The sequence below is a fragment of the Pseudarthrobacter lactosi genome (genome assembly GCF_055412785.1).
Genome location: NZ_JBVAYS010000008.1, coordinates 35,665 through 55,984, shown reverse-complemented (window position 1 = coordinate 55,984; position 20,320 = coordinate 35,665). Strand labels below are relative to the sequence as shown.

General features: G+C 62.5%; 19 protein-coding genes and 2 tRNA genes. 9 read left to right on the top strand and 12 right to left on the bottom strand.

Annotated elements, in window-relative coordinates; all coding sequences use genetic code 11:
- Positions 1-87: 87 nt before the first annotated feature.
- Entirely contained in the window at positions 88-1,071 is a 984-nt protein-coding gene (locus ACZY0Q_RS20470; protein WP_463919691.1) for a hypothetical protein, read from the top strand.
- A 137-nt stretch (positions 1,072-1,208) separates the two neighbouring features.
- A complete protein-coding gene (locus ACZY0Q_RS20465) occupies positions 1,209-2,084 on the top strand; it encodes a glycosyltransferase family 2 protein (RefSeq protein WP_463919688.1) in 876 nt (291 codons plus the stop codon).
- A gap of 34 nt (positions 2,085-2,118) precedes the next feature.
- Here ACZY0Q_RS20465 and ACZY0Q_RS20460 read toward each other — a convergent pair whose 3' ends face one another.
- The 12 genes from ACZY0Q_RS20460 to dnaA all read right to left on the bottom strand — a co-directional run bounded on the left by ACZY0Q_RS20460 (position 2,119) and on the right by dnaA (position 15,431).
- The gene (locus tag ACZY0Q_RS20460; RefSeq protein ID WP_463919687.1) at positions 2,119-3,063 is read right to left on the bottom strand and encodes a DMT family transporter; all 945 of its coding nucleotides are present in this window, start codon (positions 3,061-3,063) and stop codon (positions 2,119-2,121) included.
- 107 nt (positions 3,064-3,170) lie between these two features.
- Positions 3,171-3,246: transfer RNA gene (locus ACZY0Q_RS20455), tRNA-Ala, on the bottom strand.
- Positions 3,247-3,318: 72 nt separating this feature from the next.
- Positions 3,319-3,435, bottom strand: a complete 117-nt coding sequence (locus ACZY0Q_RS20450; RefSeq protein ID WP_210412373.1) for a DLW-39 family protein — start codon at positions 3,433-3,435, stop codon at positions 3,319-3,321.
- Positions 3,436-3,504: 69 nt separating this feature from the next.
- Positions 3,505-3,578 (bottom strand) — tRNA-Ile (locus ACZY0Q_RS20445).
- Between the two features lie 99 nt (positions 3,579-3,677).
- Complete coding sequence (locus tag ACZY0Q_RS20440) at positions 3,678-4,346, bottom strand: DUF3566 domain-containing protein (RefSeq protein ID WP_463919685.1); 669 nt, start codon at positions 4,344-4,346, stop codon at positions 3,678-3,680.
- On the bottom strand, positions 4,343-7,021 hold the full coding sequence (gene gyrA, locus ACZY0Q_RS20435) for a DNA gyrase subunit A (RefSeq protein ID WP_463919683.1): 2,679 nt from the start codon (positions 7,019-7,021) through the stop codon (positions 4,343-4,345). The genes ACZY0Q_RS20440 and gyrA overlap by 4 nt, the downstream gene beginning before the upstream one ends.
- A 59-nt stretch (positions 7,022-7,080) precedes the next feature.
- Positions 7,081-9,171 (bottom strand): DNA topoisomerase (ATP-hydrolyzing) subunit B, encoded by a 2,091-nt coding sequence (gyrB, locus tag ACZY0Q_RS20430; RefSeq protein ID WP_463919681.1) that lies wholly within the window; start codon positions 9,169-9,171, stop codon positions 7,081-7,083.
- 374 nt (positions 9,172-9,545) lie between these two features.
- A complete protein-coding gene (locus ACZY0Q_RS20425; protein ID WP_354158553.1) occupies positions 9,546-10,103 on the bottom strand; it encodes a DciA family protein in 558 nt (185 codons plus the stop codon).
- A complete protein-coding gene (recF, locus tag ACZY0Q_RS20420) occupies positions 10,096-11,298 on the bottom strand; it encodes a DNA replication/repair protein RecF (RefSeq protein ID WP_463919679.1) in 1,203 nt (400 codons plus the stop codon). The genes ACZY0Q_RS20425 and recF overlap by 8 nt, the downstream gene beginning before the upstream one ends.
- 45 nt (positions 11,299-11,343) lie before the next feature.
- Complete coding sequence (gene gnd / locus ACZY0Q_RS20415) at positions 11,344-12,228, bottom strand: phosphogluconate dehydrogenase (NAD(+)-dependent, decarboxylating) (RefSeq protein ID WP_463919676.1); 885 nt, start codon at positions 12,226-12,228, stop codon at positions 11,344-11,346.
- A gap of 128 nt (positions 12,229-12,356) precedes the next feature.
- Positions 12,357-13,481 (bottom strand): DNA polymerase III subunit beta, encoded by a 1,125-nt coding sequence (gene dnaN / locus ACZY0Q_RS20410; protein WP_463919674.1) that lies wholly within the window; start codon positions 13,479-13,481, stop codon positions 12,357-12,359.
- A gap of 528 nt (positions 13,482-14,009) precedes the next feature.
- Positions 14,010-15,431, bottom strand: a complete 1,422-nt coding sequence (gene dnaA / locus ACZY0Q_RS20405) for a chromosomal replication initiator protein DnaA (RefSeq protein ID WP_463919671.1) — start codon at positions 15,429-15,431, stop codon at positions 14,010-14,012.
- Positions 15,432-15,900: 469 nt separating this feature from the next.
- Here dnaA and rpmH point away from each other — a divergent pair, with 469 nt between their 5' ends.
- The 7 genes from rpmH to ACZY0Q_RS20370 all read left to right on the top strand — a co-directional run bounded on the left by rpmH (position 15,901) and on the right by ACZY0Q_RS20370 (position 20,266).
- Positions 15,901-16,038 (top strand): 50S ribosomal protein L34, encoded by a 138-nt coding sequence (rpmH, locus tag ACZY0Q_RS20400; RefSeq protein ID WP_003800212.1) that lies wholly within the window; start codon positions 15,901-15,903, stop codon positions 16,036-16,038.
- 40 nt (positions 16,039-16,078) lie between these two features.
- Positions 16,079-16,489, top strand: coding sequence for a ribonuclease P protein component (gene rnpA / locus ACZY0Q_RS20395; protein ID WP_463919668.1), 411 nt, complete (start codon positions 16,079-16,081; stop codon positions 16,487-16,489).
- Positions 16,482-16,877, top strand: coding sequence for a membrane protein insertion efficiency factor YidD (yidD, locus tag ACZY0Q_RS20390; RefSeq protein WP_463919665.1), 396 nt, complete (start codon positions 16,482-16,484; stop codon positions 16,875-16,877). The genes rnpA and yidD overlap by 8 nt, the downstream gene beginning before the upstream one ends.
- Before the next feature lie 16 nt (positions 16,878-16,893).
- Positions 16,894-17,874 (top strand): membrane protein insertase YidC, encoded by a 981-nt coding sequence (yidC, locus tag ACZY0Q_RS20385; protein WP_463919662.1) that lies wholly within the window; start codon positions 16,894-16,896, stop codon positions 17,872-17,874.
- Positions 17,874-18,440, top strand: a complete 567-nt coding sequence (locus ACZY0Q_RS20380) for a Jag family protein (RefSeq protein ID WP_463919660.1) — start codon at positions 17,874-17,876, stop codon at positions 18,438-18,440. Before yidC ends, ACZY0Q_RS20380 begins: the two co-directional genes overlap by 1 nt.
- Before the next feature lie 20 nt (positions 18,441-18,460).
- Complete coding sequence (gene rsmG, locus ACZY0Q_RS20375) at positions 18,461-19,111, top strand: 16S rRNA (guanine(527)-N(7))-methyltransferase RsmG (protein ID WP_463919658.1); 651 nt, start codon at positions 18,461-18,463, stop codon at positions 19,109-19,111.
- A gap of 87 nt (positions 19,112-19,198) precedes the next feature.
- Positions 19,199-20,266 (top strand): ParA family protein, encoded by a 1,068-nt coding sequence (locus ACZY0Q_RS20370; protein ID WP_463919656.1) that lies wholly within the window; start codon positions 19,199-19,201, stop codon positions 20,264-20,266.
- Positions 20,267-20,320 lie beyond the last annotated feature (54 nt).

The window sequence follows — 20,320 nt, the reverse complement described above, 5'->3', positions numbered from 1 at the left end:
CAGGCGTAAATCCGCTGGAAGAATAGCCCGTGCAGGCCATGGCACGTAGGCTAACAACAGAACCGTCACATTAATCGGGAGGTAGTTGTGAAGAAATCGGATCGTATTGCCCGTGACCTTGAACAGTCAGTCAACAGCGCAGTTGAGAACGCCAAGGACTGGGCAGCCCCCCGCGTGGAAGCAGCGGTGGATTGGGCAGTTCCCCGCCTGCAGCATGGCCTGGACACCGCATCTCCCAGGATCCAGGAAGGGCTTAAGACCGCAGCCCACAACCTGGCCGACGGCGTCGCAACAGTGACACCGCGGATCCAGGAGGGGCTGGCCCAGCTCGCCCCGAAAATCCACGACGCCGTTGAGGTCGCCACGCCGCGCCTGCATGACGCCCTGGACAAGGCCACTCCCGTCATCCAGAACGCACGGGACCGGGTGGTGGTGGAATACCTGCCGCGCCTTTCGGACCAGATCGGCCACGCGTCCGACGCCGTGCACCGCACCTTGGAAAGCGCACCGTCCCACGTGGACGCTGTCGCGCAGCGGCTTGCCGATTCCGGCGTAGTGCATTCCCTCCAGGAACAGGCACAGACGGCCGGCACGCAGCTCAAGGCCGCCGCGCACGAGGCCGGCAAGGCTGTGGGCGTCCAGATCGCCCAGCCCCAGAAGCCCAAGAAGCGCGGCTGGCTGGTGTTCGGCATCATCGCCGCGGCCGTCGCCGCCGGCGTCGCCGCATGGAAGGCCTCCAAGCCGGTAGAAGACCCGTGGAAGACCCCTTCCCCCGTCACGCCCACTCCGGCGCCGGTTCCCGCCACCACAGTGAACGACGCCAAGGACACGGCCGAAGACGCAGCCAGCAAGGCTGCAGCCGCCACGGCTTCCGCCGCTGACGCCGTGGCCGACCAGGCACAGGTCGCTGCAACGGACGCGCAGGACACCGTGGACGACGCCACTGAGAAGGCCAAGCACGTCGCCGACGAATCGGCAGACGCGGCAGCCAAGGCGTCCACCGATGCAAAGACCGCCATCAAGAACATCGCGGCCAACATGAACGGTTCCGCGGACAAGAGCAGCAACTAGCACTTCCGGCGGCGCCGCGCCGTCCACCTGAAGGGGCTCCGCCTGGTGCGGGGCCCCTTCAGTGTTTTCCCAGTGTTTGTCCGGACCGGACCCAGTCGCTGGCAGGACAAATCCCGATCGGTGCTAAATTTGAACTGATGTCAGCCGATAAATCCTCTGGGGATGCCTTGAACGACGCAGCACAGCTGCCGTGCGTGTCCATTGTCATCCCGGCTTACAACGAGGAAAGTGTCATCCGGCAGTGTCTCATCGCTGCGGTGTACCAGTCGGTGCCGGCCCACGAGATCATCGTGGTGGACAACCTCTCCACTGACCGCACCGCCGCCATCGTGGCGCAGATGCAGCTGGAGTATCCGGAAAGTCCCATCATCCTGCTCAGCCAGGACCGGGACCAGGGCCTGATTCCCACCCGGAATTTTGGCCTCAACCACGCCACCGGCGACGTCCTGGGACGCATTGACGCTGATTCGGTTGTCGAGCCGGACTGGGTGGAACAAGTCCAGAAGGCTTTTCTTGACCCGTCAGTCCAGGCAGCCACCGGACCGGTGGTCTACTACGACATGCCGATGCGGCGGTTCGGGCTCAAGGCAGACGACAAGATGCGCCAGCTGATGCTCAAGCTCGCCAAGCACCAGTACCACTTCCTCTTCGGCTCCAACATGGCCCTGCGGGCCACGGCCTGGGAAACCATCCGGGACGAAACCTGCCGTGACGAGAAGGACGAGATGCACGAGGACATCGACCTCTCCCTGCACCTCGCCGACCACGAACTTAAAGTCCAGTACTGGCCCCAGATGGTGTCCGGGATGTCGGCCCGCCGGCTCGAGGATTCACCGCGGGACTACCGGTATTACGTGACCCGCTTCGACCGCACTTACAAGGCGCACAACGTCAAGAAAATGGCCCTCAAGGCACCCATGGTGGTGTTCTTCTCGGTTTACTTCCCGGCGAAGCTCCTGCGCGCGATCCATACGGTCAACACCGCCCAGCCTGCCCGCCGCGGCGGGCAGTAAGCGCGCCTCCAGGTCCTGCCGCCCAGGCCTGGCCTTAGTCGGTTCCGAGGTCAGCCAGTTGGCCCGACGGCGGCTCATCCGCATGCGGGCCGGAGGCTTCCCGACGTTTTCGGAAACCTGACCTCTGCCCCAGAACCACGACGGCGAGCCCCACCAGGATGAGCCCCAGCCCGCCGTAGGTGCCGGCCGGCAGCGTCTCGTGCAGGAAGACCGCGGCCAACACGGCGGCGCCGGGAATCTCCAGCAGGATGATCATCGACACCAGCAGCGGGCTCATGGTGGCCAGCAGGTGATTGAAGGCGGTGTGGCCCACCAGTTGGGCACACACGGTGATGGCCAGGATCCCTACCCAGCCAACGGCGTCGAACCCCACCAGCGGCTGGCCGCTGAAGAGCGCCAGCACCGCCACAAGGGCCGCGCACATCCCATAGCAGAGCGTGGTGTACGTTCCCGTGGTCATGGTCTGGCGGGCCCTGCCGCCGGCGAGTGTGTAGAGGCCAGCCAGGGCTCCGCCAGCGACGGCCAGCAGATCGCCCAGAAGCGCGTCCGGCGAGGACCCCATATCGAACCCGGTGATGGTGACAACGCCGCCGAAGGCGATCCCGAGCCCTGCCAGCACCTGCCAGCGGTGCCTGGTGCCACGGATCAGCTGGAAGACGGCAATCCATGCCGACTGCAGGCAGACCAGGGCGGTAGCGGCAGCCACGGAGGTGAGCTGGAGGGACGTGATGAAACAGGCAAAGTGCAGGGCCAGGGCTACGGCGGCCAGCAGCGACCAGCGGAATTCGGGGCCGGTGATCCGGCCGAACTGCCGGGGCTCGCGGACAAGGCTGGGCGTGGCCATCACTGCAGCGCCGATAGCGTTGCGCCAGAAGGCGATGGCGAGGGCGCTGACCGTGGTGGCACCGAGGGTAGCGGCGATCAACGGCCCGGACGAAGCTACGCCCAGGACCCCAAGGGCCGCAAGTAGGAGGTTCACCGTCCAACCCTACTGTTCTGCATCAACACTGTGCCGCCTTGAAATAACACTGTGCCGCCTTAACGAAAAAGTCCCGGACAGCTTTTCGGCTGTCCGGGACTTCCTTATGGTGGAGGCACGGGGACTCGAACCCCGAACCCCCTGCTTGCAAAGCAGGTGCGCTACCAATTGCGCCATGCCCCCATAAGAAGCAACCCGTCAATCATACCCTAGAACCGTGGAGCCATTTGCAGGCTCCCGGTCCGGGAATCCGGCCTATTCGACCTTGTCGGTCGACTGGCTCCAGACTGTTTTCCGGGCCTCGGATTCCTGTGCTTTCCTGTAGAGCAGGACGCCTGCGATCGCAGCTGCAAGTACCAGCAACTTCTTCACATGCTCCCCGTTCCGGTCCCGCTTGCCCTGAAGCAAACCAAACCTTCCTTCGAACCTGCACAGGTTCCGTGGGCGTACCAGGACTTGAACCTGGGACCTCTTCGTTATCAGCGAAGCGCTCTAACCGCCTGAGCTATACGCCCCGATGCCTCATCGGGCCGAGACATGACTTTACAGCACATCCCGGCCCGATCTCAAATCGAGGCATTTCGCCGGAGAATTTCCGGTGAAATCATGGGTTTTCAGTCATCCGTGAGGGTGACGCCGATGCCGCCAACAAGCGTTGCGGAGATGTTGTAAAGCACCGCTGAGAGCATGGACAACGCCGTCAGCAGGACAACGTTCACCACGGCGATGATTGTGGCAAAGGAAGCCACCTGGCCCAGGGACGCGACCTTCTTCAGTTCGAACCCGCCGCCTTCGGAGCCTGCCAGGGTGCCCAGGAGGCTGTCCACCTGGTCAAAGATTCCGGTGAGGTCCAGGACCGTCCACAGGACGATGGCAGCGACCACAGTGACGATTCCCAACGCCACCGAGAGGAGGAATGCCATCTTCAGGACCGACCAGGGATCCACCTTGCTCACCAGCAGCCGTGCGCGCCTGACCTTCGCCTTCGGTGCAGGCTTGACCAGGCCCGGCTGGCCCTGCGGAGACCGGCCCTGCACTGGGCGCTGGCTGGCCTGATCTGCCGGAGGCCTGCCCTGCCCGGCACGCTGGCCATTCTGGCCTGCAGGCCGGTCCTGCGCAGGGCGCTGGCCGGGAACGGCCGGACGCTGACCCGGCGCACCGGTAGGGGCCGGTGGACGCTGCTGCGGACGGACGGGGTTGTTCACCCGTGGTGCGGCCGCGGGCGGCGGCGTTCCGCCGGGGACATTGCTGCTCGGTTTGGGATATGAGTCGGGATTACTCACTCGTTACCTCCGGTGTAGTCTTCGTTCGGCTCAGCGTCGCCGGAGGCGTCCTCTGACTCAGCAGCCGGTGATGTTTCTGCCGTTGATGCTGACCCTGCGGATCCCTCGGGGGACCCGGCCTCTTCAGCCAACGTTACGTCATCGTCTTCGGATTCTTCGCCCTCGAGGCCGCGTTCGCTGTTCCTGGCCACCTCAATGATGCGATCATTCTTGTCCGGCTTCGCGAAGATCACGCCCATGGTGTCGCGGCCCTTGGCAGGTACGCCCGCCACTGAGGAACGGACAACCTTGCCGCCTTCCATGACCACCAGGACCTCATCCTCTTCCTGGACAATCAGGGCGCCCACGAGGTGGCCGCGTTCCTCCTGGTACTTGCCCACCTTGATGCCGAGGCCGCCGCGGCCCTGCAGGCGGTATTCCTCCACTGCGGTGCGTTTGGCGTACCCGCCCTCGGTGACGACGAAGACAAAGGAACCGTCAGTGACGACGTCAGCCGCCAGCAGTTCATCGTCCTCGCGGAACTTCATGCCCGTGACACCGGACGTGGCCCGGCCCATGGGACGCAGGGCATCGTCGGTGGCGGTGAAGCGGATGGACTGGCCCATGCGGGACACCAGCATGAGGTCATCCGTTTCGGAGACCAGCTGCGCCGAAACCAGTTCGTCCTCGTCGCGCAGGTTGATCGCGATGACGCCGGCGGAGCGGTTGGTGTCGTAGTCCTCCAGCCGAGTCTTCTTGACCAGGCCGCGCTTGGTGGCCAGCACAAGGTACGGGGCCTGCTGGTAGTCCCGGATGTCCAGGACCTGGGCGATGTGCTCGTCCGGCTGGAAGGCCATCAGGTTGGCGACGTGCTGGCCCTTGGCGTCACGGCCGGCCTCCACCAGTTCATAGGCCTTTGCCCGGTATACCCGGCCAAGGTTGGTGAAGAACAGAAGCCAGTGGTGGGTGGTGGTCACGAAGAAGTGCTCTACTACGTCGTCGCCGCGGAGCTGGGCCCCCTTGATGCCCTTGCCGCCGCGCTGCTGTGACCGGTAGTTGTCGCTGCGGGTGCGCTTGACGTAACCGCCGCGGGTGATGGTGACAACCATTTCCTCTTCGGGGATCAGGTCCTCCATGGACATGTCCCCGTCGAAGCCCATCAGGATTCTGGTCCGGCGGTCATCTCCGTGCTTGGCCACGATCTCGCCCAGCTCGGTGCTGATGATTTCGCGCTGGCGTTCCTCGGAAGCAAGGATCGAGTTGTACTCGGCGATCAGGGCCTCGAGTTCGGAATGGCGGTCCTGGATCTTCTGGCGTTCCAGGGCTGCCAGGCGGCGCAGTTGCATGTCCAGGATGGCCCGGGCCTGCAGCTCGTCGATGTCCAGCAGCTGCATCAGTCCGTCGCGCGCGGCTTCTGTCGTATTGGACGCACGGATGAGCGCAATGACTTCGTCCAGCGCGTCCAGGGCCTTCAGGAGGGCACGCAGGATGTGCGCCTCTTCTTCGGCCTTGCGCAGGCGGTAGCGGGTGCGGCGTGCAATAACGTCCAGCTGGTGCGTGACCCAGTGGCGGATGAAGGCGTCCAGGCTCAGCGTGCGCGGAACCCCGTCCACGATGGCCAGCATGTTGGCGGAGAAGTTGCTCTGCAGTTCGGTGTGCTTGTAGAGGTTGTTCAGCACCACCTTGGCCACGGCGTCGCGCTTGAGCACAATGACCAGCCGCTGGCCGGTGCGGCCGGAGGTCTCGTCGCGGAGGTCCGCGATGCCGGAGATCTTCCCGTCCTTGACCAGCTCGGCGATCTTGATGGCCAGGTTGTCCGGGTTAGCCTGGTACGGCAGTTCGGTGACAACCAGGCACGTGCGGCCTTGGAGTTCCTCAACGTTGACCACGGCGCGCATGGTGACGGAACCGCGGCCCGTCCGGTACGCGTCCTCAATGCCCTTGTGGCCGAGAATGGTCGCGCCGGTGGGAAAATCGGGTCCCTTGATACGGAGCAGCAGCTCCTCGAGCAGCTCCTCGCGGCTGGCCGTCGGATTGGCCAGGTACCACTGGACGCCGTCAGCTACCTCGCGGAGGTTGTGCGGCGGAATGTTGGTGGCCATGCCCACGGCAATGCCGGAGGAACCGTTGACCAGCAGGTTGGGGAAACGCGCCGGCAGGATGGTGGGTTCCTGGTTCTTGCCGTCGTAGTTGTCCTGGAAATCGACGGTTTCCTCGTCGATGTCCCGGACCATTTCCATGGCCAGCTGGGACATTTTCGTTTCGGTGTACCGCGGGGCGGCCGCGCCGTCATTGCCTGGCGAACCGAAGTTGCCCTGGCCCAGGGCCAGCGGGTAGCGCATGGTCCAGTCCTGGATCAGGCGGACCAGGGCATCGTAGATCGCGGTGTCGCCGTGGGGGTGGTACTGGCCCATGACCTCGCCCACCACACGGGCGCATTTGTTGAATGACCGTTCCGGCCGGTAGCCGCCGTCAAACATGGCGTACAGCACGCGGCGGTGCACGGGCTTGAGGCCATCGCGCACGTCGGGCAGGGCACGGCCCACAATAACGGCCATGGCGTAGTCGAGGTACGAGCGCTGCATTTCCGTCTGCAGATCCACCTGCTCCACACGGTCAACCAGCACGTCGCCTTCAAGAACGGTTTCCGGAAGATCCGCGGATTCCGCCGGGTTCTCGGGTGTCTCGTCACTCATCGTTTATATTTTCCGTTTCAGGTATATGTCGGGCTTGGAATATCTACTCGGTGAACCGGTCAGATATCCAGGAACCTGACGTCCTTGGCGTTCTGCTGGATGAAGTTTCGGCGGGACTCCACGTCTTCGCCCATCAGGGTGGAGAAGGTCTGGTCCGCTGCCAGGGCATCGTCCATGGTGACCTGCAGGAGGGTCCGGTGGTCCGGATCCATGGTGGTGTCCCACAGCTCGGTGTAATCCATCTCGCCCAAACCCTTGTAGCGCTGGATTCCGTTGTCTTTCGGAATACGGCGGCCGGCGGCCTGCCCCGCCACGAGCTTGGCATCGCGCTGCTTGTCGCTGAAGACGTAGTCGTGCGGCGCGTTGGACCACTTGATCCGGTACAGCGGTGGCTGCGCCAGGTACACGTAGCCGTTTTCGATCAGCGGGCGCATGTAGCGGAACAGCAGCGTCATGAGCAGCGTGGTGATGTGCTGGCCGTCAACGTCAGCATCGGCCATCAGCACGATCTTGTGGTACCGCAGCTTGCTGAGGTCGAAGTCCTCACCGATGCCGGTGCCGAACGCGGTGATCATGGACTGGACCTCGGTGTTGCCCAAGGCCTTGTCCAACCGGGCCCGCTCCACGTTCAGGATCTTGCCGCGCAGGGGCAGGATGGCCTGGGTTTCAGGGTTGCGGCCGCGCTTGGCGGAACCACCGGCGGAGTCGCCCTCCACGATGTACACCTCGCAGCGGGCCGGATCCTTCGAGGAACAGTCGGACAGCTTGCCGGGCATACCGAAGGATTCCAACGGGCTCTTGCGGCGCGCATTGTCACGTGCCTTCCGGGCAGCCATCCGCGCCTGGGCCGCGGAGATGGCCTTGCGGATGACATCGCGGGCGGGGCCGGGGTTGCGTTCCAGCCAGTCGCCCAAGCCGTCGGTGACAACGCGCTGGACGAAGCCCTTGACCTCGGAGTTGCCGAGCTTGGTCTTGGTCTGGCCCTCGAACTGCGGCTCGGCCAGCTTTACGGAGATGACCGCGGTGAGGCCTTCACGGATATCGTCACCGGTGAGGTTGTCGTCCTTTTCCTTGATGATGCTCTTCTCCCGCGCGTAGCGGTTGATGAGGGAGGTCATCGCGGCGCGGAAGCCCTCTTCGTGGGTGCCGCCTTCGTGGGTGTTGATGGTGTTGGCGTAGGTGTGGACGCTTTCGGAATACGCGTTGGTCCACTGCATCGCCATTTCCAGCGCGATGTGCCGTTCCGTATCCTCGGTTTCGAAGGAAATGACGTCCTCGTGGACAACATCGACCTTTTTGCCCGAGTTCAGGTGCTTCACGTAGTCCAGCAGGCCGTCGTCGTACTGGTACACCACGGTGCGGTGCTCAGCGGTGACTTCACCTTCGGTGACCACAGCGTCAAGGTCAAGGTCCTCATTGGCATCCGTGTGCGACGCCTCGGTGCGCTCGTCCGTGAGGGTGATCCGCAGGCCCTTGTTCAGGAAGGCCATCTGCTGGAAGCGGGCGCGGAGCGTCTCGAAATCAAATTCCGTGGATTCGAAGATTCCCGCGTCCGGGTAAAAGGTCTGGGTGGTGCCGGTGGTGGCACTCTCTTCGCCCTGGACCAGCCCGCCCTGGGGCTTGCCGCCGTCAGCGAAGGACATCCGCCAGACGTTGCCCTGCCGCCGGACTTCAGTGTCCACCCTGCTGGAGAGCGCGTTCACTACGGAAATACCGACGCCGTGGAGGCCGCCCGAGACAGCGTAACCGCCGCCGCCGAACTTGCCGCCGGCGTGCAGGATGGTCATAACAACTTCAACAGTGGGCTTGTGCTCGGTGGGGTGCATGTCCACGGGGATTCCGCGGCCATCATCAACAACTTTGACGCCGCCGTCGGCCTGCAGGACTATTTCGATGTGCGTGCAGTACCCGGCCAGCGCCTCATCAACAGAGTTGTCCACCACTTCATAGACCAGGTGGTGCAGCCCGCGCGGCCCGGTCGAGCCGATGTACATGCCCGGGCGCTTCCGGACGGCTTCGAGGCCCTCAAGTACGGTGATGTCGCTTGCGCCGTATTCCCGGGGTGTCACGGCCTCCGCCGGCGTATCGGGGGTAGGTACGTCCTCCGCTGCGCGTTCCACTGCCTGGGTATCTGTATTGTCGTTAGCCACAGGTGCTGTCGACTCCTCTTTTTCGATGATGGCCGGCGGCGGCCTTCCATGGGAAAGCATCCGCCAACAGGCACAAGCTGATGGCGCCGACGGATACGTTGACGTGCGGGACCGAAGACCGCCTGCGGAGAGCGTGCGGAAAACGGACTCAGTCAACGTTTCACCGGCGCCCAGTTATCTGCTGTGATTCTATCGTGAAATGGGCCGCAAACCCGCATTCCGGCGGGCGTCGCGGGACCCGGATATGCCCGTGCGAGGCCATTGACCCCGCCTTGGGCGCCCTCGAGGTCCCGTCTCCGGGTTCCTATACGCCCCACGGGCGTTAGACCGCCCTACACGCCGCCGGACGAATATTCAAGAGCCGACGGCGGCTGCTAGCCGTAGGTATCCCGCGGACCGCGGCCGTTGACGGTACGTCCGCCCTTGCGCCAGCTGGGTGCCGACGGTCCGAGCACCTGGATGCTGGTGACCACACCCTCGCCCAGTTCCGTGCGGAATTTCTCCAGCAGGCTGTTACTCAACAGCCGCAGCTGCGTGGACCAAGCCGTCGAATCGCAGCGCACGTGAAGGGTGGTATCGGTGAAGCTCTCCGGGGTGCAGTGCGCTGAAATCTCCGGGCCAACCAGCGTGGCCCACTCCGCCATGACTGACCCCACCGCTACCGGCGAGCTCCAGCCACGTTCGGCCACGAGGCGTCCCACCACTTTGCCGAGCCCCAGCGGATCCCGGCCGGTGGAGTGGAACTGGCGGAAACCCCGCGTGTCCTGGATCCCACCCTTTGTTTTGGCGGCGCCGGCCTTCGGGGGTGCCTTGCGGCGAATTTCACCGCGCGCTGCCGCGGCCTCCCGCATGCGGTTCAGCGCAGCCTGGGGCGCATCGATGTTGTCAGGATCCCGGCCGGGCTGCAGCCCGCCCTTTTCATCCTTATTCATCGATTCCTCCCGGAATGACCTTCACCCGCCGGCCGGAGAGCTCCTCCGGGATATCGGCGTCGACAGCGGCGGTCACCAGGACCTGTTCCGCGCCGGAGACTATTGCCGCCAGTTTACGCCGGCGCCCCACATCCAGCTCGGCGAAAACGTCGTCGAGGATGAGGATCGGGGCAGACCCGCCGGTCCTGGCGTCGTCGAGCATGACGTAGTAGGAGGCGAGCCGGAGGGACAGGCACATTGACCAGGTCTCGCCATGCGAGGCATATCCCTTGGCAGGCGCTTCGCCCAGAATCAGTTCCAGTTCATCCCGGTGCGGACCCACCAAGGAGATTCCGCGTTCAAGTTCCTTGCGGCGGGAAGCTGCAAAGGCCTGGACATAACGCCCGGTGAGGTCCTCAACTGTGAGGTCCCGCAGATCTTCGGCAGCGGCGGACCCGTCCACCATCAAACTGCCGCCGTCACCCGGTGCTGCGCCGCCGTCGTCGTCCATCAGATTTTGCAGTGTAGAACGATAGACGGCGTTGGCTTCCTTGGAGCCATCGGTGAGCTGGGCGTACGCCTTTGTCAGATGCGGGCGCAGCAGTTCAACCAGTTCCAGCCGTGCGTGCAGCAACTCGGCGCCCGCCCGTGCCATGTGTTGGTCCCAGACATCGAGGGTGGCCTCATGTCCGGCAGTGAACTTTCCGGCACGGGCGGATTTGAGCAGGGCGTTGCGCTGCTTCAGGACACGATCATAGTCCGTGCGCGTCGCCGAATGTCGGGGCATAAGGCTGACCAGCAGCTCGTCGAGGAACCGGCGCCGGTTGGACGGATCTCCCTTGATCAGGGCCAGGTCCTCCGGGGCGAAAAGCACGGTCTGGCAGATTCCGAGGAGGTCCCTGGCCCGGACGGGATTGCTGCGGTTGATGCGTCCCCGGTTGGCGCGGCTGGCATTGATCTCAAGTTCCAGGACCGTGGTCTGTTCGCCCCGGACAAGGCGGGCGCGGACCAGCGCTCGGTCCGCGCCGAACCGCAGCAGCGGGGCATCGGAACTGACCCGGTGCGAGCTGAGCGTGGCCAGGTACCCGATGGCCTCCATGAGGTTGGTTTTGCCGATGCCGTTTGCCCCGACGAGCACGGTGACACCCGGCTCGAGGGGAAGGTCAACCTGGGCATAGCTGCGGAAGTCAGTGAGCGAAAGGTGTTCTAGGTACACGCGGTGTTCGACGATTCTCGGAACCGGCGGGTCCCGGGGTGGATGTTACTTGGCGGGGCGGGTGGCATGCCCGCCGAACTGGTGACGCAACGCGGAAACCATCTTCATTGCCGGCGAGTTTTCTTCGCGGGAAGAAAAGCGCGCAAAAAGGGCAGCCGTGATGGCCGGCGCCGGAACAGCGTTGGCGATGGCTTCCTCAACGGTCCAGCGGCCCTCACCCGAGTCCTCGACGTAGTCATCGATGGATTCCAGTCCCGGGTCCTCGTCCAGCGCCTTGACCATCAGGTCCAGCAGCCAAGACCGGACCACTGTGCCCTTTTGCCAGGCGCGGAACGTACCGGGCAGGTCGTCCACAATGTCCTTGGCGGCCAGCAGTTCGTAACCTTCGGCGTAAGCCTGCATCAGGCCGTACTCAATGCCGTTGTGAACCATCTTGGCGTAGTGTCCGGCACCGATTCCGCCGACGTGGACAAAGCTGTCCGCCCGCTCACCTTCGGGGCGGAGTACATCAAAAACGGGCAGTGCCCGCTCTATGTCAGCGGCCGCGCCACCGGCCATGAGACCGTACCCGTTTTCGAGGCCCCATACTCCGCCGGAAACACCGCAGTCGGCGAAACTGATGCCCTTTTCAGCCAGCGCGGAACCATGTTTCTGGTCTTCCGTGAAGCGGGAGTTGCCGCCGTCGATGACCAGATCGCCGGAGTCGAGCTTCTCCCCGAGTTCGGTGATGACGGCGTCGGTGATGCCGCCTGACGGGACCATGACCCAAATGAGCCGCGGGGCCGGAATGGCCGCAATCAGCTCGTCGACAGAGGAAACATCGGTGACCTCCGGGTTGCGGTCAAAACCCGTGACCTCGATGCCGCCATTGCGCAGACGTTCGCGCATGTTGAAACCCATTTTGCCAAGGCCGATCAGTCCAATATGCACGATGCGGGTTCTCTTTCTGCATTGGGGTTGGCGGTTGTCGTTTTGGGGCCCAGAACGTCACCATTTCTCTGGGCCCACGCCGCCAGGGTTCCCTGGCCGAGCTTGCGAGGCGAGGGGGGCGGTGGGGACTAGTTGGGGAGGCGGACGGGCATAACCAGGTAACGGTAGTCGTCCTGGTCCTCACCGTCAGCGTCTGCCTGGGCCGTGATCATGGCGGGCTTTGGCGCTGTGGTGAAGGAGAACCTGACGTACTTCGTTTCAATGACGGCCAGGCCCTCCACCAGGTAGTGCGGGTTGAAGGCCACAGTGATGTCTTCGCCGGAGAGCTGGGCTTCGAGCTCCTCAGATGCCTGGGCATCTTCGCCGGTGCCGGCATCCAGGTGCAGCAGTCCTTGGGTGAAGGCGAGGCGAACCGGTGTGTTTCGTTCGGCTACCAGCGACACTCGGCGCACGGCTTCCACAAGTTCCTGAGTCTGGACGGTTGCGTGGATTGGCGTGGAATCCGGGAAAAGCGAGCGGATCTTGGGGTAATCACCGTCGACGAGCAAAGACGTGGTGGTGCGGCCGCCACTTTCGAAACCGATCAGGCGGCTGTCGTCATCAGCAAGGGCAAGGTTGATGTCGCCGCTGTTGCCAAGGGTTTTGGCGACTTCGTTCAGGGTTTTTGCCTTGACCAGGGCACTGGTGGAAATTCCCGGTGTGGTGGGCTTCCACGGCACTTCGCGCATGGCAAGACGGTAGCGGTCAGTAGCCAGGAGGGTGATGAGATCGTCCTCGATCTCCATGCGGACGCCGGTGAGGATGGGGAGGGTGTCATCCTTGCTGGCCGCGATGATGACCTGGGACACAGCCTGGGCAAAAGCGTCACCCGGGACGGTACCGCTGATGGCGGGCAACGCCGGCAGGGGCGGGTATTCGGCTTCGGGCATGGTGGCCAGGTGGAAGCTGCTGCGGCGGCAGGTCAGCGTGACTTTGTTGCCGTCGGTCTCCACAACCACGGGAGCTGAAGGAAGGCTTCGGCAAATGTCCGCGAGGAGGCGGCCGGAAACGAGGATGGTTCCCTCGGCGGTGATGTCCGCAGGGATTTCCAACCGGGCGGAGGTCTCGTAGTCAAAGCTCGAGAGGCTGACCGTGCCGGCTTCAGCCTTCAGGAGCAGGCCGGACAGCACGGGAACCGGCGGCCGCGGAGACAACGACCGGGCTGTCCAGGTGACGGCTTCTGCCAGGACGTCCCGTTCGACTCTGAACTTCACGGAAGGGTGCCGCCTTTCATTGCTGCTGCCTTGGTTGAACCGGAAACTCCCACAGGGAGCCCAAAAGTAGTCGCGCCCCAACAACGGAACCTGCATGGTTCTTCGATTGCTGAACCACAAAGAAACCCGAGGATGGGAGCGCTGCTGACAGCTTAGCCGGAAGACTGCTGATTAACCCATCCCCGGGCTGGGCGCCTGGGGTCCTGAGGCCCCTGGGCTTGGGCCGGTTCGGTGTGCGGATCGAGATTGTTATTTGAGGGAAATCAATTTCTTGGGATTAGTAGTGTTAATAACTGCTGTGGATACTGTGGATAACTCGATCCGACCGCAGGATCCAGCGGTTAAGGCCTGTTCATGGATTGTGGGCGACACTGGTTTTAAACAGGCTGTGGATGGGGATAACAATTTTTGGCTTTTCGCTGATCCACAGGCGCCTTAAGGGTTTTAAGCCCATTAAGCGCGGTTGTCCCCTTAACTATCCACAGGGTTATCCACATGCACCTGTTAATAAGGTATAGAGGCGCCGGCTCAGGAGTTGCGCTGCTGCTGCTTGATCCTGTTGGTGAGTTCGGTGACCTGGTTGTAGATCACACGACGCTCCGCCATCAGCTCACGGATCTTGCGGTCTGCGTGGATCACCGTGGTGTGGTCGCGGCCGCCGAGTTCCTGGCCGATCTTTGGCAGGGACATGTCCGTGAGTTCGCGGCACAGGTACATGGCGATCTGCCGGGCGGTCACCAGCGTGCGCGTCCGCGACTTGCTGCAGAGTTCTTCCATGCTGAGCTTGAAATACTCGGCCGTCTGGCTCAGGATCTGGCTCGACGTGATTTCCTGGGCACCGTCGTCGGTGATGAGGTCCTTCAGGACCATCTCCGCCAGTGCCACATCGACCGGCTGGCGGTTCAGGCTGGCGAATGCCGTGACCCGGATCAGTGCGCCTTCGAGTTCGCGGATATTGCTGGAGATCTTGGAGGCGATGTACTCCAGGGCGTCGTCCGGGGCGGAGAGGCCTTCGCTCAGGGCCTTCTTCCGGAGGATGGCGATGCGGGTCTCGAGTTCCGGTGGCTGGATGTCGGTGAGGAGGCCCCACTCGAAGCGGGACTTCATCCGGTCCTCGAATCCTGCCAGCTGCTTGGGCGGCAGATCCGAGGTGATGACCACCTGTTTGTTGTTGTTGTGCAGCGAGTTGAATGTGTGGAAGAACTCCTCCAGGGTCCGGTCCTTGCCGGCCAGGAACTGGATGTCGTCGATCAGCAGCACGTCCACGTTGCGGTACGTGGTTTTGAAGCTGGCGCCTTCGTCATCGCGGATGGAGTTGATGAAGTCGTTGGTGAACTCTTCGGAGTTCACGTACCGGACCCGGATTCCGCTGTAGAGGCGGCGGGCATAGTGGCCGATCGCGTGCAGGAGGTGGGTCTTGCCCAGTCCGGAGTCACCGTAGATGAAAAGCGGGTTGTAGGCCTTGGCGGGCGCTTCGGCCACCGCCACAGCCGCTGCATGGGCAAAGCGGTTGGACGAGCCGATCACGAAGGTGTCGAAGACGTACTTGGGGTTCAGCCGGCCGAATTCGTGCGAAGTGCTCGGCAGCATCGGCTGCGGCTTCTGCTCGATCAGCTGATCTGGTGAGTAGGAAGGTTCGACGACGGGTTCCGGCTCTTTGTGGATCGGCACCAGGTCGGTGTCCACGTCGATTGCGCAGCGGATGTCCTCGGAAAAAACGTTGTGCAGGGCGTCGTCCAAGGCGTCCTTGACCTGGGTCTGGAGGACCTCACGGGTCAGTTCGTTGGGGACTGCCACCAGGAGTGTGGATCCGATCAGGCCCTGTGCCTGCGCCAGAATGACAAAGCCCCGCTGCCGTGGTGATACGCGGTCGTCCTGCTCGAGCAGGCTCACAACCCGACGCCAGGAACTTCCGACAGTATTGGCGTGGTTGGCTTCGTCTACTGTCATCAATCAGTTCCTCAAAACTTGCGTGCCTGCATTACGTGCAGCCCCAAGTCCCGAACCAGGATGCTGGTTCAGCTTCATCCACAGGGTTATGCACAGTCCGTGGATAATCGGCTACTGAGCCACTCTAGGGGATCAAAAGGCCAGAAGATAGCTGGGAAGTAGCTTGTGGATAATTACACTGTTGTGGTTCAAAAACAGGCCTTGTGAGCCACTTCATCCACAGGCTGTGGGGCCAGGTTAACCACAGCCTGGACCAGGGACCCAGGGGTACCCCGGTTTGACTCTGGCAGGCATTTTGCCCTAACGTTGTGAAGTCCTTTGTGTACGCTTTTTGACCTCTTCTGAATCTCTCTGACGCACCGCGTTTGAGCAGCCGGGGGAAGTATGCACATACAAAACTTAGCGTCGGCCAGTTCTTCCCCTTTTACTGATCGGGTGGGCGCACCTTTGATCCACTGGAGTAACTAACGTGAGCAAGCGGACTTTTCAGCCGAATAACCGCCGTCGAGCCAAGAAGCACGGCTTCCGCCTTCGTATGCGTACCCGTGCCGGCCGTGCCATCCTGGCAGCCCGTCGTGGCAAGGGCCGCACCGAGCTGTCGGCCTAGATAACTGACTCGTCGGTAAACTTTTCTTTGCGAGTTTAAGGTGCTGGCCACCCGTAACCGTTTGAGAACAGCAACCGATTTTTCAACAACCGTACGTTCCGGTGTCCGCAATGGACGCCGGAACGTAGTGTTATATGCGGCAGCTATTGCTGCCGACGAACCCAGCCGGATCGGGTTCATCGTTTCCAAAGGTGTCGGGAACGCTGTGGTCAGGAATCTCGTTAAGAGAAGACTGAGAGAAGCCGGTGCTGCCTCGCTGCGCGAGTACGGTACCGGGGTCGCCATAGTGGTCCGGGCCCTGCCTGCGTCCGCTGTCGCCAGCTGGGATCAACTGCTGGCGGATTACAACGCTGCACTGGAAACAACGATGAGCCGGTTGGGCAGCCGCCTTCCGCGGGCTGCTGTAAACGGTTCAACCGGGACAACACAGGAGGGGACACCGCGTGCGTAAGGTAACTGCCGCCGTCGTCCACTACCTTCATCCTGTTGCTGCCGCCGTGGGCACCTTCCTTTGGAACCTGCCCAGAAACATTCTTATTTTGCTGCTCATGGCCTACCGCAAGGTGATTTCCCCCTTGTACGGCCAAGTGTGCCGCTTCTTTCCTTCCTGCTCGGCGTACGCCCTCGAGGCGATTACTGTCCATGGGGCCGTGAAGGGCAGCTGGCTGGCGGCCCGCCGCCTTGTGCGCTGCCATCCGTGGAATGCCGGTGGTGTGGACCATGTCCCCGCCGGCCACCGCCACTGGCCCGAACACCGGACCCCCACAATTGTTGTGCTGAACAACCCGGACAAGTACCTGGCTGCTCAGACTGATGGAGAAGGCCGCCTTGCGGCCTGACGAATAGGGATATCGTATGGACTTCTTTGAAACAATCATGTTTCCGTTCAAGTGGCTGGTTTCCATCATCATGGTGGGCTTCCATGAGGGACTGACCATCATCGGGCTGCCAGCGGCCAACGGCTGGACCTGGACGCTGTCCATCATCGGACTGGTGCTGGTCATCCGTGCTGCCCTGATCCCCGTGTTCGTCAAGCAGATCAAGGCCCAGCGCGGCATGCAGCTCCTGCAGCCTGACCTGAAGAAGCTGCAGGACAAGTACAAGGGCAAGACCGACCAGCTCTCCCGCCAGGCCATGGCGCAGGAACAGATGGCGATGTACAAGAAGCACGGGACCAATCCGTTCTCGGCCTGCTTGCCCATGCTGATCCAGATGCCGTTCTTCTTCGCGCTGTTCCAGGTGCTTTCAGGTATCAGCACTGCCCGTGATCAGGAAAAGGGCATCGGGGCGATGAGCCACGACCAGGTAGTGCAGTTCGACGAATCCAGCATTTTCGGTGCTCCGCTTTCCGCCACCCTTCTCCATGGAACGCCTGAGGGCGGCAACGTGGTGGCCGTGTGGACGCTCTCGATCGTGATGATCCTTGCCATGACTGCCTCGCAGTTCATCACGCAGAAGCAGATCATGGCCAAGAACATGTCCGAAGAGGCCATGGCGAGCCCGTTCATGCGTCAGCAGAAGATGATGTTGTACATCCTGCCGCTGGTGTTCGGTGTAGGTGGCATCAACTTCCCCATCGGTGTCCTTATTTACTGGACCACCACCAACCTTTGGACCATGGCGCAGCAGTTCTTCGTCATCCGCCGCATGCCGACGCCGGGATCCCCCGCCGCCAAGGCACTCGCCGAACGCCGTGCGGCCAAGGGCCTGCCCGTCCTGCCCATTCTGGGCGGGAAAAAGGCCGACGCCGAAGCAGAGGCAGCTGCCGCAGCTGCGATCCTCGAGCAAAAAGGACAGCGCGTCCAGCCACAGCGTAAGAACAGGAAGAAGAAGTAATGTCAGCCGAGAGCACCGAACACGCCCTTTCCGACGAGATCATTGACGATCAGGACGAATCAGCGACCGACGCCGATGCTTCCCCCACCGGATCCGCTGCCAGCCGACTCGAAGAGGAAGGCGACGTTGCTGCCGATTACCTGGAAGAGCTGCTGGATATTGCGGATATCGACGGCGACATCGACATCGAAGTCCGGAACGGCCGTACCTATATTTCCATCGTTGCCGAGGAAGAAACCGACAGCCTCGACAGCCTCGTCGGCGAAGACGGCGAAGTGCTGGAAGCCCTGCAGGAACTGACCCGGCTCGCTGTCCTCTCCGCAACGGAGAACCGCTCACGCCTGGTGCTGGACATCAATGGCTACCGCCAGGAGCGCGCCGGCCACCTGCAGAAGATCGCCGAGGATGCGGCAGCTGCGGTCAAGGAGTCCGGCAAAGCCGTGGCACTGGAGCCGATGAGCGCCTACGAACGCAAAATTGTTCACGATGCCGTCGCTGACCTGGGACTCGTCAGCGAGTCCGAAGGCGAAGGCGCCGGGCGTCACATCGTTGTATCCGCAGACTAGAGAATGCTGACCCGCTAATCATGGTTGACATCACGGCAGCAGAATTGCTGGCGGCCGAGAAGATTTTCGGTGACCGCCTGGACCTGGCGAAACGTTACGTCGAGCACCTGGCCACTTCCGGAACGGAGCGTGGGCTGATCGGGCCGCGCGAGATCCCGCGGTTGTGGAGCCGGCACGTACTCAACTGTGCCGTCATCGAAAGCGAGATCGCGCACGGCAGCCACGTTGCCGACGTCGGAAGCGGCGCCGGACTTCCCGGGCTCTGCCTCGCCATCGCGCGGCCTGACCTTGAACTGACACTGATCGAACCATTGGAACGCCGGGTGATCTGGCTTCAGGAAGTGGTGGACGACCTTGGCCTGACAAACGTCACGGTGATGCGGACCCGCGCTGAACTGGCAGTCGGCATGGTTGACGCTGACGTTGTGACTGCCCGTGCTGTTTCCGCGCTGAGCAACCTTGCTGGCCTGACCATCCCCTTGCTCGCGGGCAAGGGCGAGGTGGTGGCCATTAAGGGACGCAGCGCAGCCGAGGAAATCGAAAAAGCAGCGAAGGTTATCCGGAAGCTCGGTGGTGTAAAGACCTCTGTAGTGACTGTCGGTGAAAGCCTCCTGGAGGAACCCACCACGGTGGTCCGGATCGTCGTCAACAAGTCCCGAAAGATCTCCTAGTCCCGGGCCCGGTAGCCTTGGTCTGCAGGGTGAAGCGGTTAGGCTAGACAACGGCAGCAAAAGCCGAATGAGAGAGAGTGTGTCCCAGTGACCAGTAGCGAAGCCTCCACACAGCGGATACCCCCGTTTGTGTCTTTGGGGTCAGCACGATCAGTTGCTGGCATGGGGTCCGCGCCGGGACGGGGGGAAATCCACCCTAATCCGGTTGCAGAAATGGCAACTCTTGCCTCTGTTTCACGTGAAACAACAGCGGGTGGCAGGACCAACGTCATGGACACCATGGATGACTCCAGTCCTATCGCCAGGGAACTCGCGCACGAGACCCGACGCCGCGAACGGCTGGTTGGCCGTAAACTCCCCAAGCCGGAGAAGACTCGTGTCTTCACGGTGTCCAACCAAAAGGGTGGGGTCGGCAAGACCACCACCACGGTGAACATCGCGGCTGCCCTGGCTGCAGCGGGGCTGAACGTCCTGGTCATTGATATCGATCCCCAGGGCAACGCATCCACGGCCCTCGGAGTCGAGCACCATGCCGATGTGGACAGTATCTACGATGTCCTGATCAACGATTTTCCTCTCGCCGATGTGGTGGCCCCGTGCCCGGATGTCAGCAACCTGATCTGTGCTCCTGCCACCATTCATCTCGCCGGCGCGGAGATTGAGCTTGTCTCGCTGGTGGCGCGGGAACAGCGGCTCCGCAGGGCGATCGATGTTTATGCGAAGACCCGGGCGAAGAACGGCGAAGAACGCCTCGACTACATCTTCATTGACTGCCCGCCGAGCCTCGGACTGCTCACGGTTAATGCCTTCTGCGCTGCCGGTGAGGTCCTGATCCCTATCCAGTGTGAGTACTACGCCCTGGAAGGCCTCAGCCAGCTGCTTAAGAACATTGAGATGATCCAGAAGCACCTGAATGCGGATCTGGAGGTCTCTACCATTCTCCTGACGATGTATGACGGTCGAACCAACCTTGCGGCCCAGGTGGCGGCGGAGGTTCGCCTGCACTTCCCGGAACAGGTCCTGGGTGCTGTAGTCCCCCGTTCGGTGCGGATTTCAGAAGCCCCGAGCTACCAGCAGACAGTCATGACCTACGATCCTTCCTCCAGCGGAGCCCTGTCTTACCTGGAAGCCGCAGCCGAAATCGCTGAACGCTAGAATCTTCAAGAAGTGCAACAACCGGAGTCCGGCAAGTCCTGACTCTTCCATCGG

Bases quoted from the DNA above. Each gene is read 5' to 3' on its own strand.
- ACZY0Q_RS20380 (WP_463919660.1), top strand. From the start codon at position 17,874: ATGTCAGCCGAGAGCACCGAACACGCCCTTTCCGACGAGATCATTGAC.
- yidC (WP_463919662.1), top strand. From the start codon at position 16,894: ATGGACTTCTTTGAAACAATCATGTTTCCGTTCAAGTGGCTGGTTTCC.
- ACZY0Q_RS20425 (WP_354158553.1), bottom strand. From the start codon at position 10,103: ATGAATAAGGATGAAAAGGGCGGGCTGCAGCCCGGCCGGGATCCTGAC.
- gyrA (WP_463919683.1), bottom strand. From the start codon at position 7,021: ATGAGTGACGAGACACCCGAGAACCCGGCGGAATCCGCGGATCTTCCG.
- rsmG (WP_463919658.1), top strand. From the start codon at position 18,461: ATGGTTGACATCACGGCAGCAGAATTGCTGGCGGCCGAGAAGATTTTC.
- ACZY0Q_RS20465 (WP_463919688.1), top strand. From the start codon at position 1,209: ATGTCAGCCGATAAATCCTCTGGGGATGCCTTGAACGACGCAGCACAG.
- dnaA (WP_463919671.1), bottom strand. From the start codon at position 15,431: ATGACAGTAGACGAAGCCAACCACGCCAATACTGTCGGAAGTTCCTGG.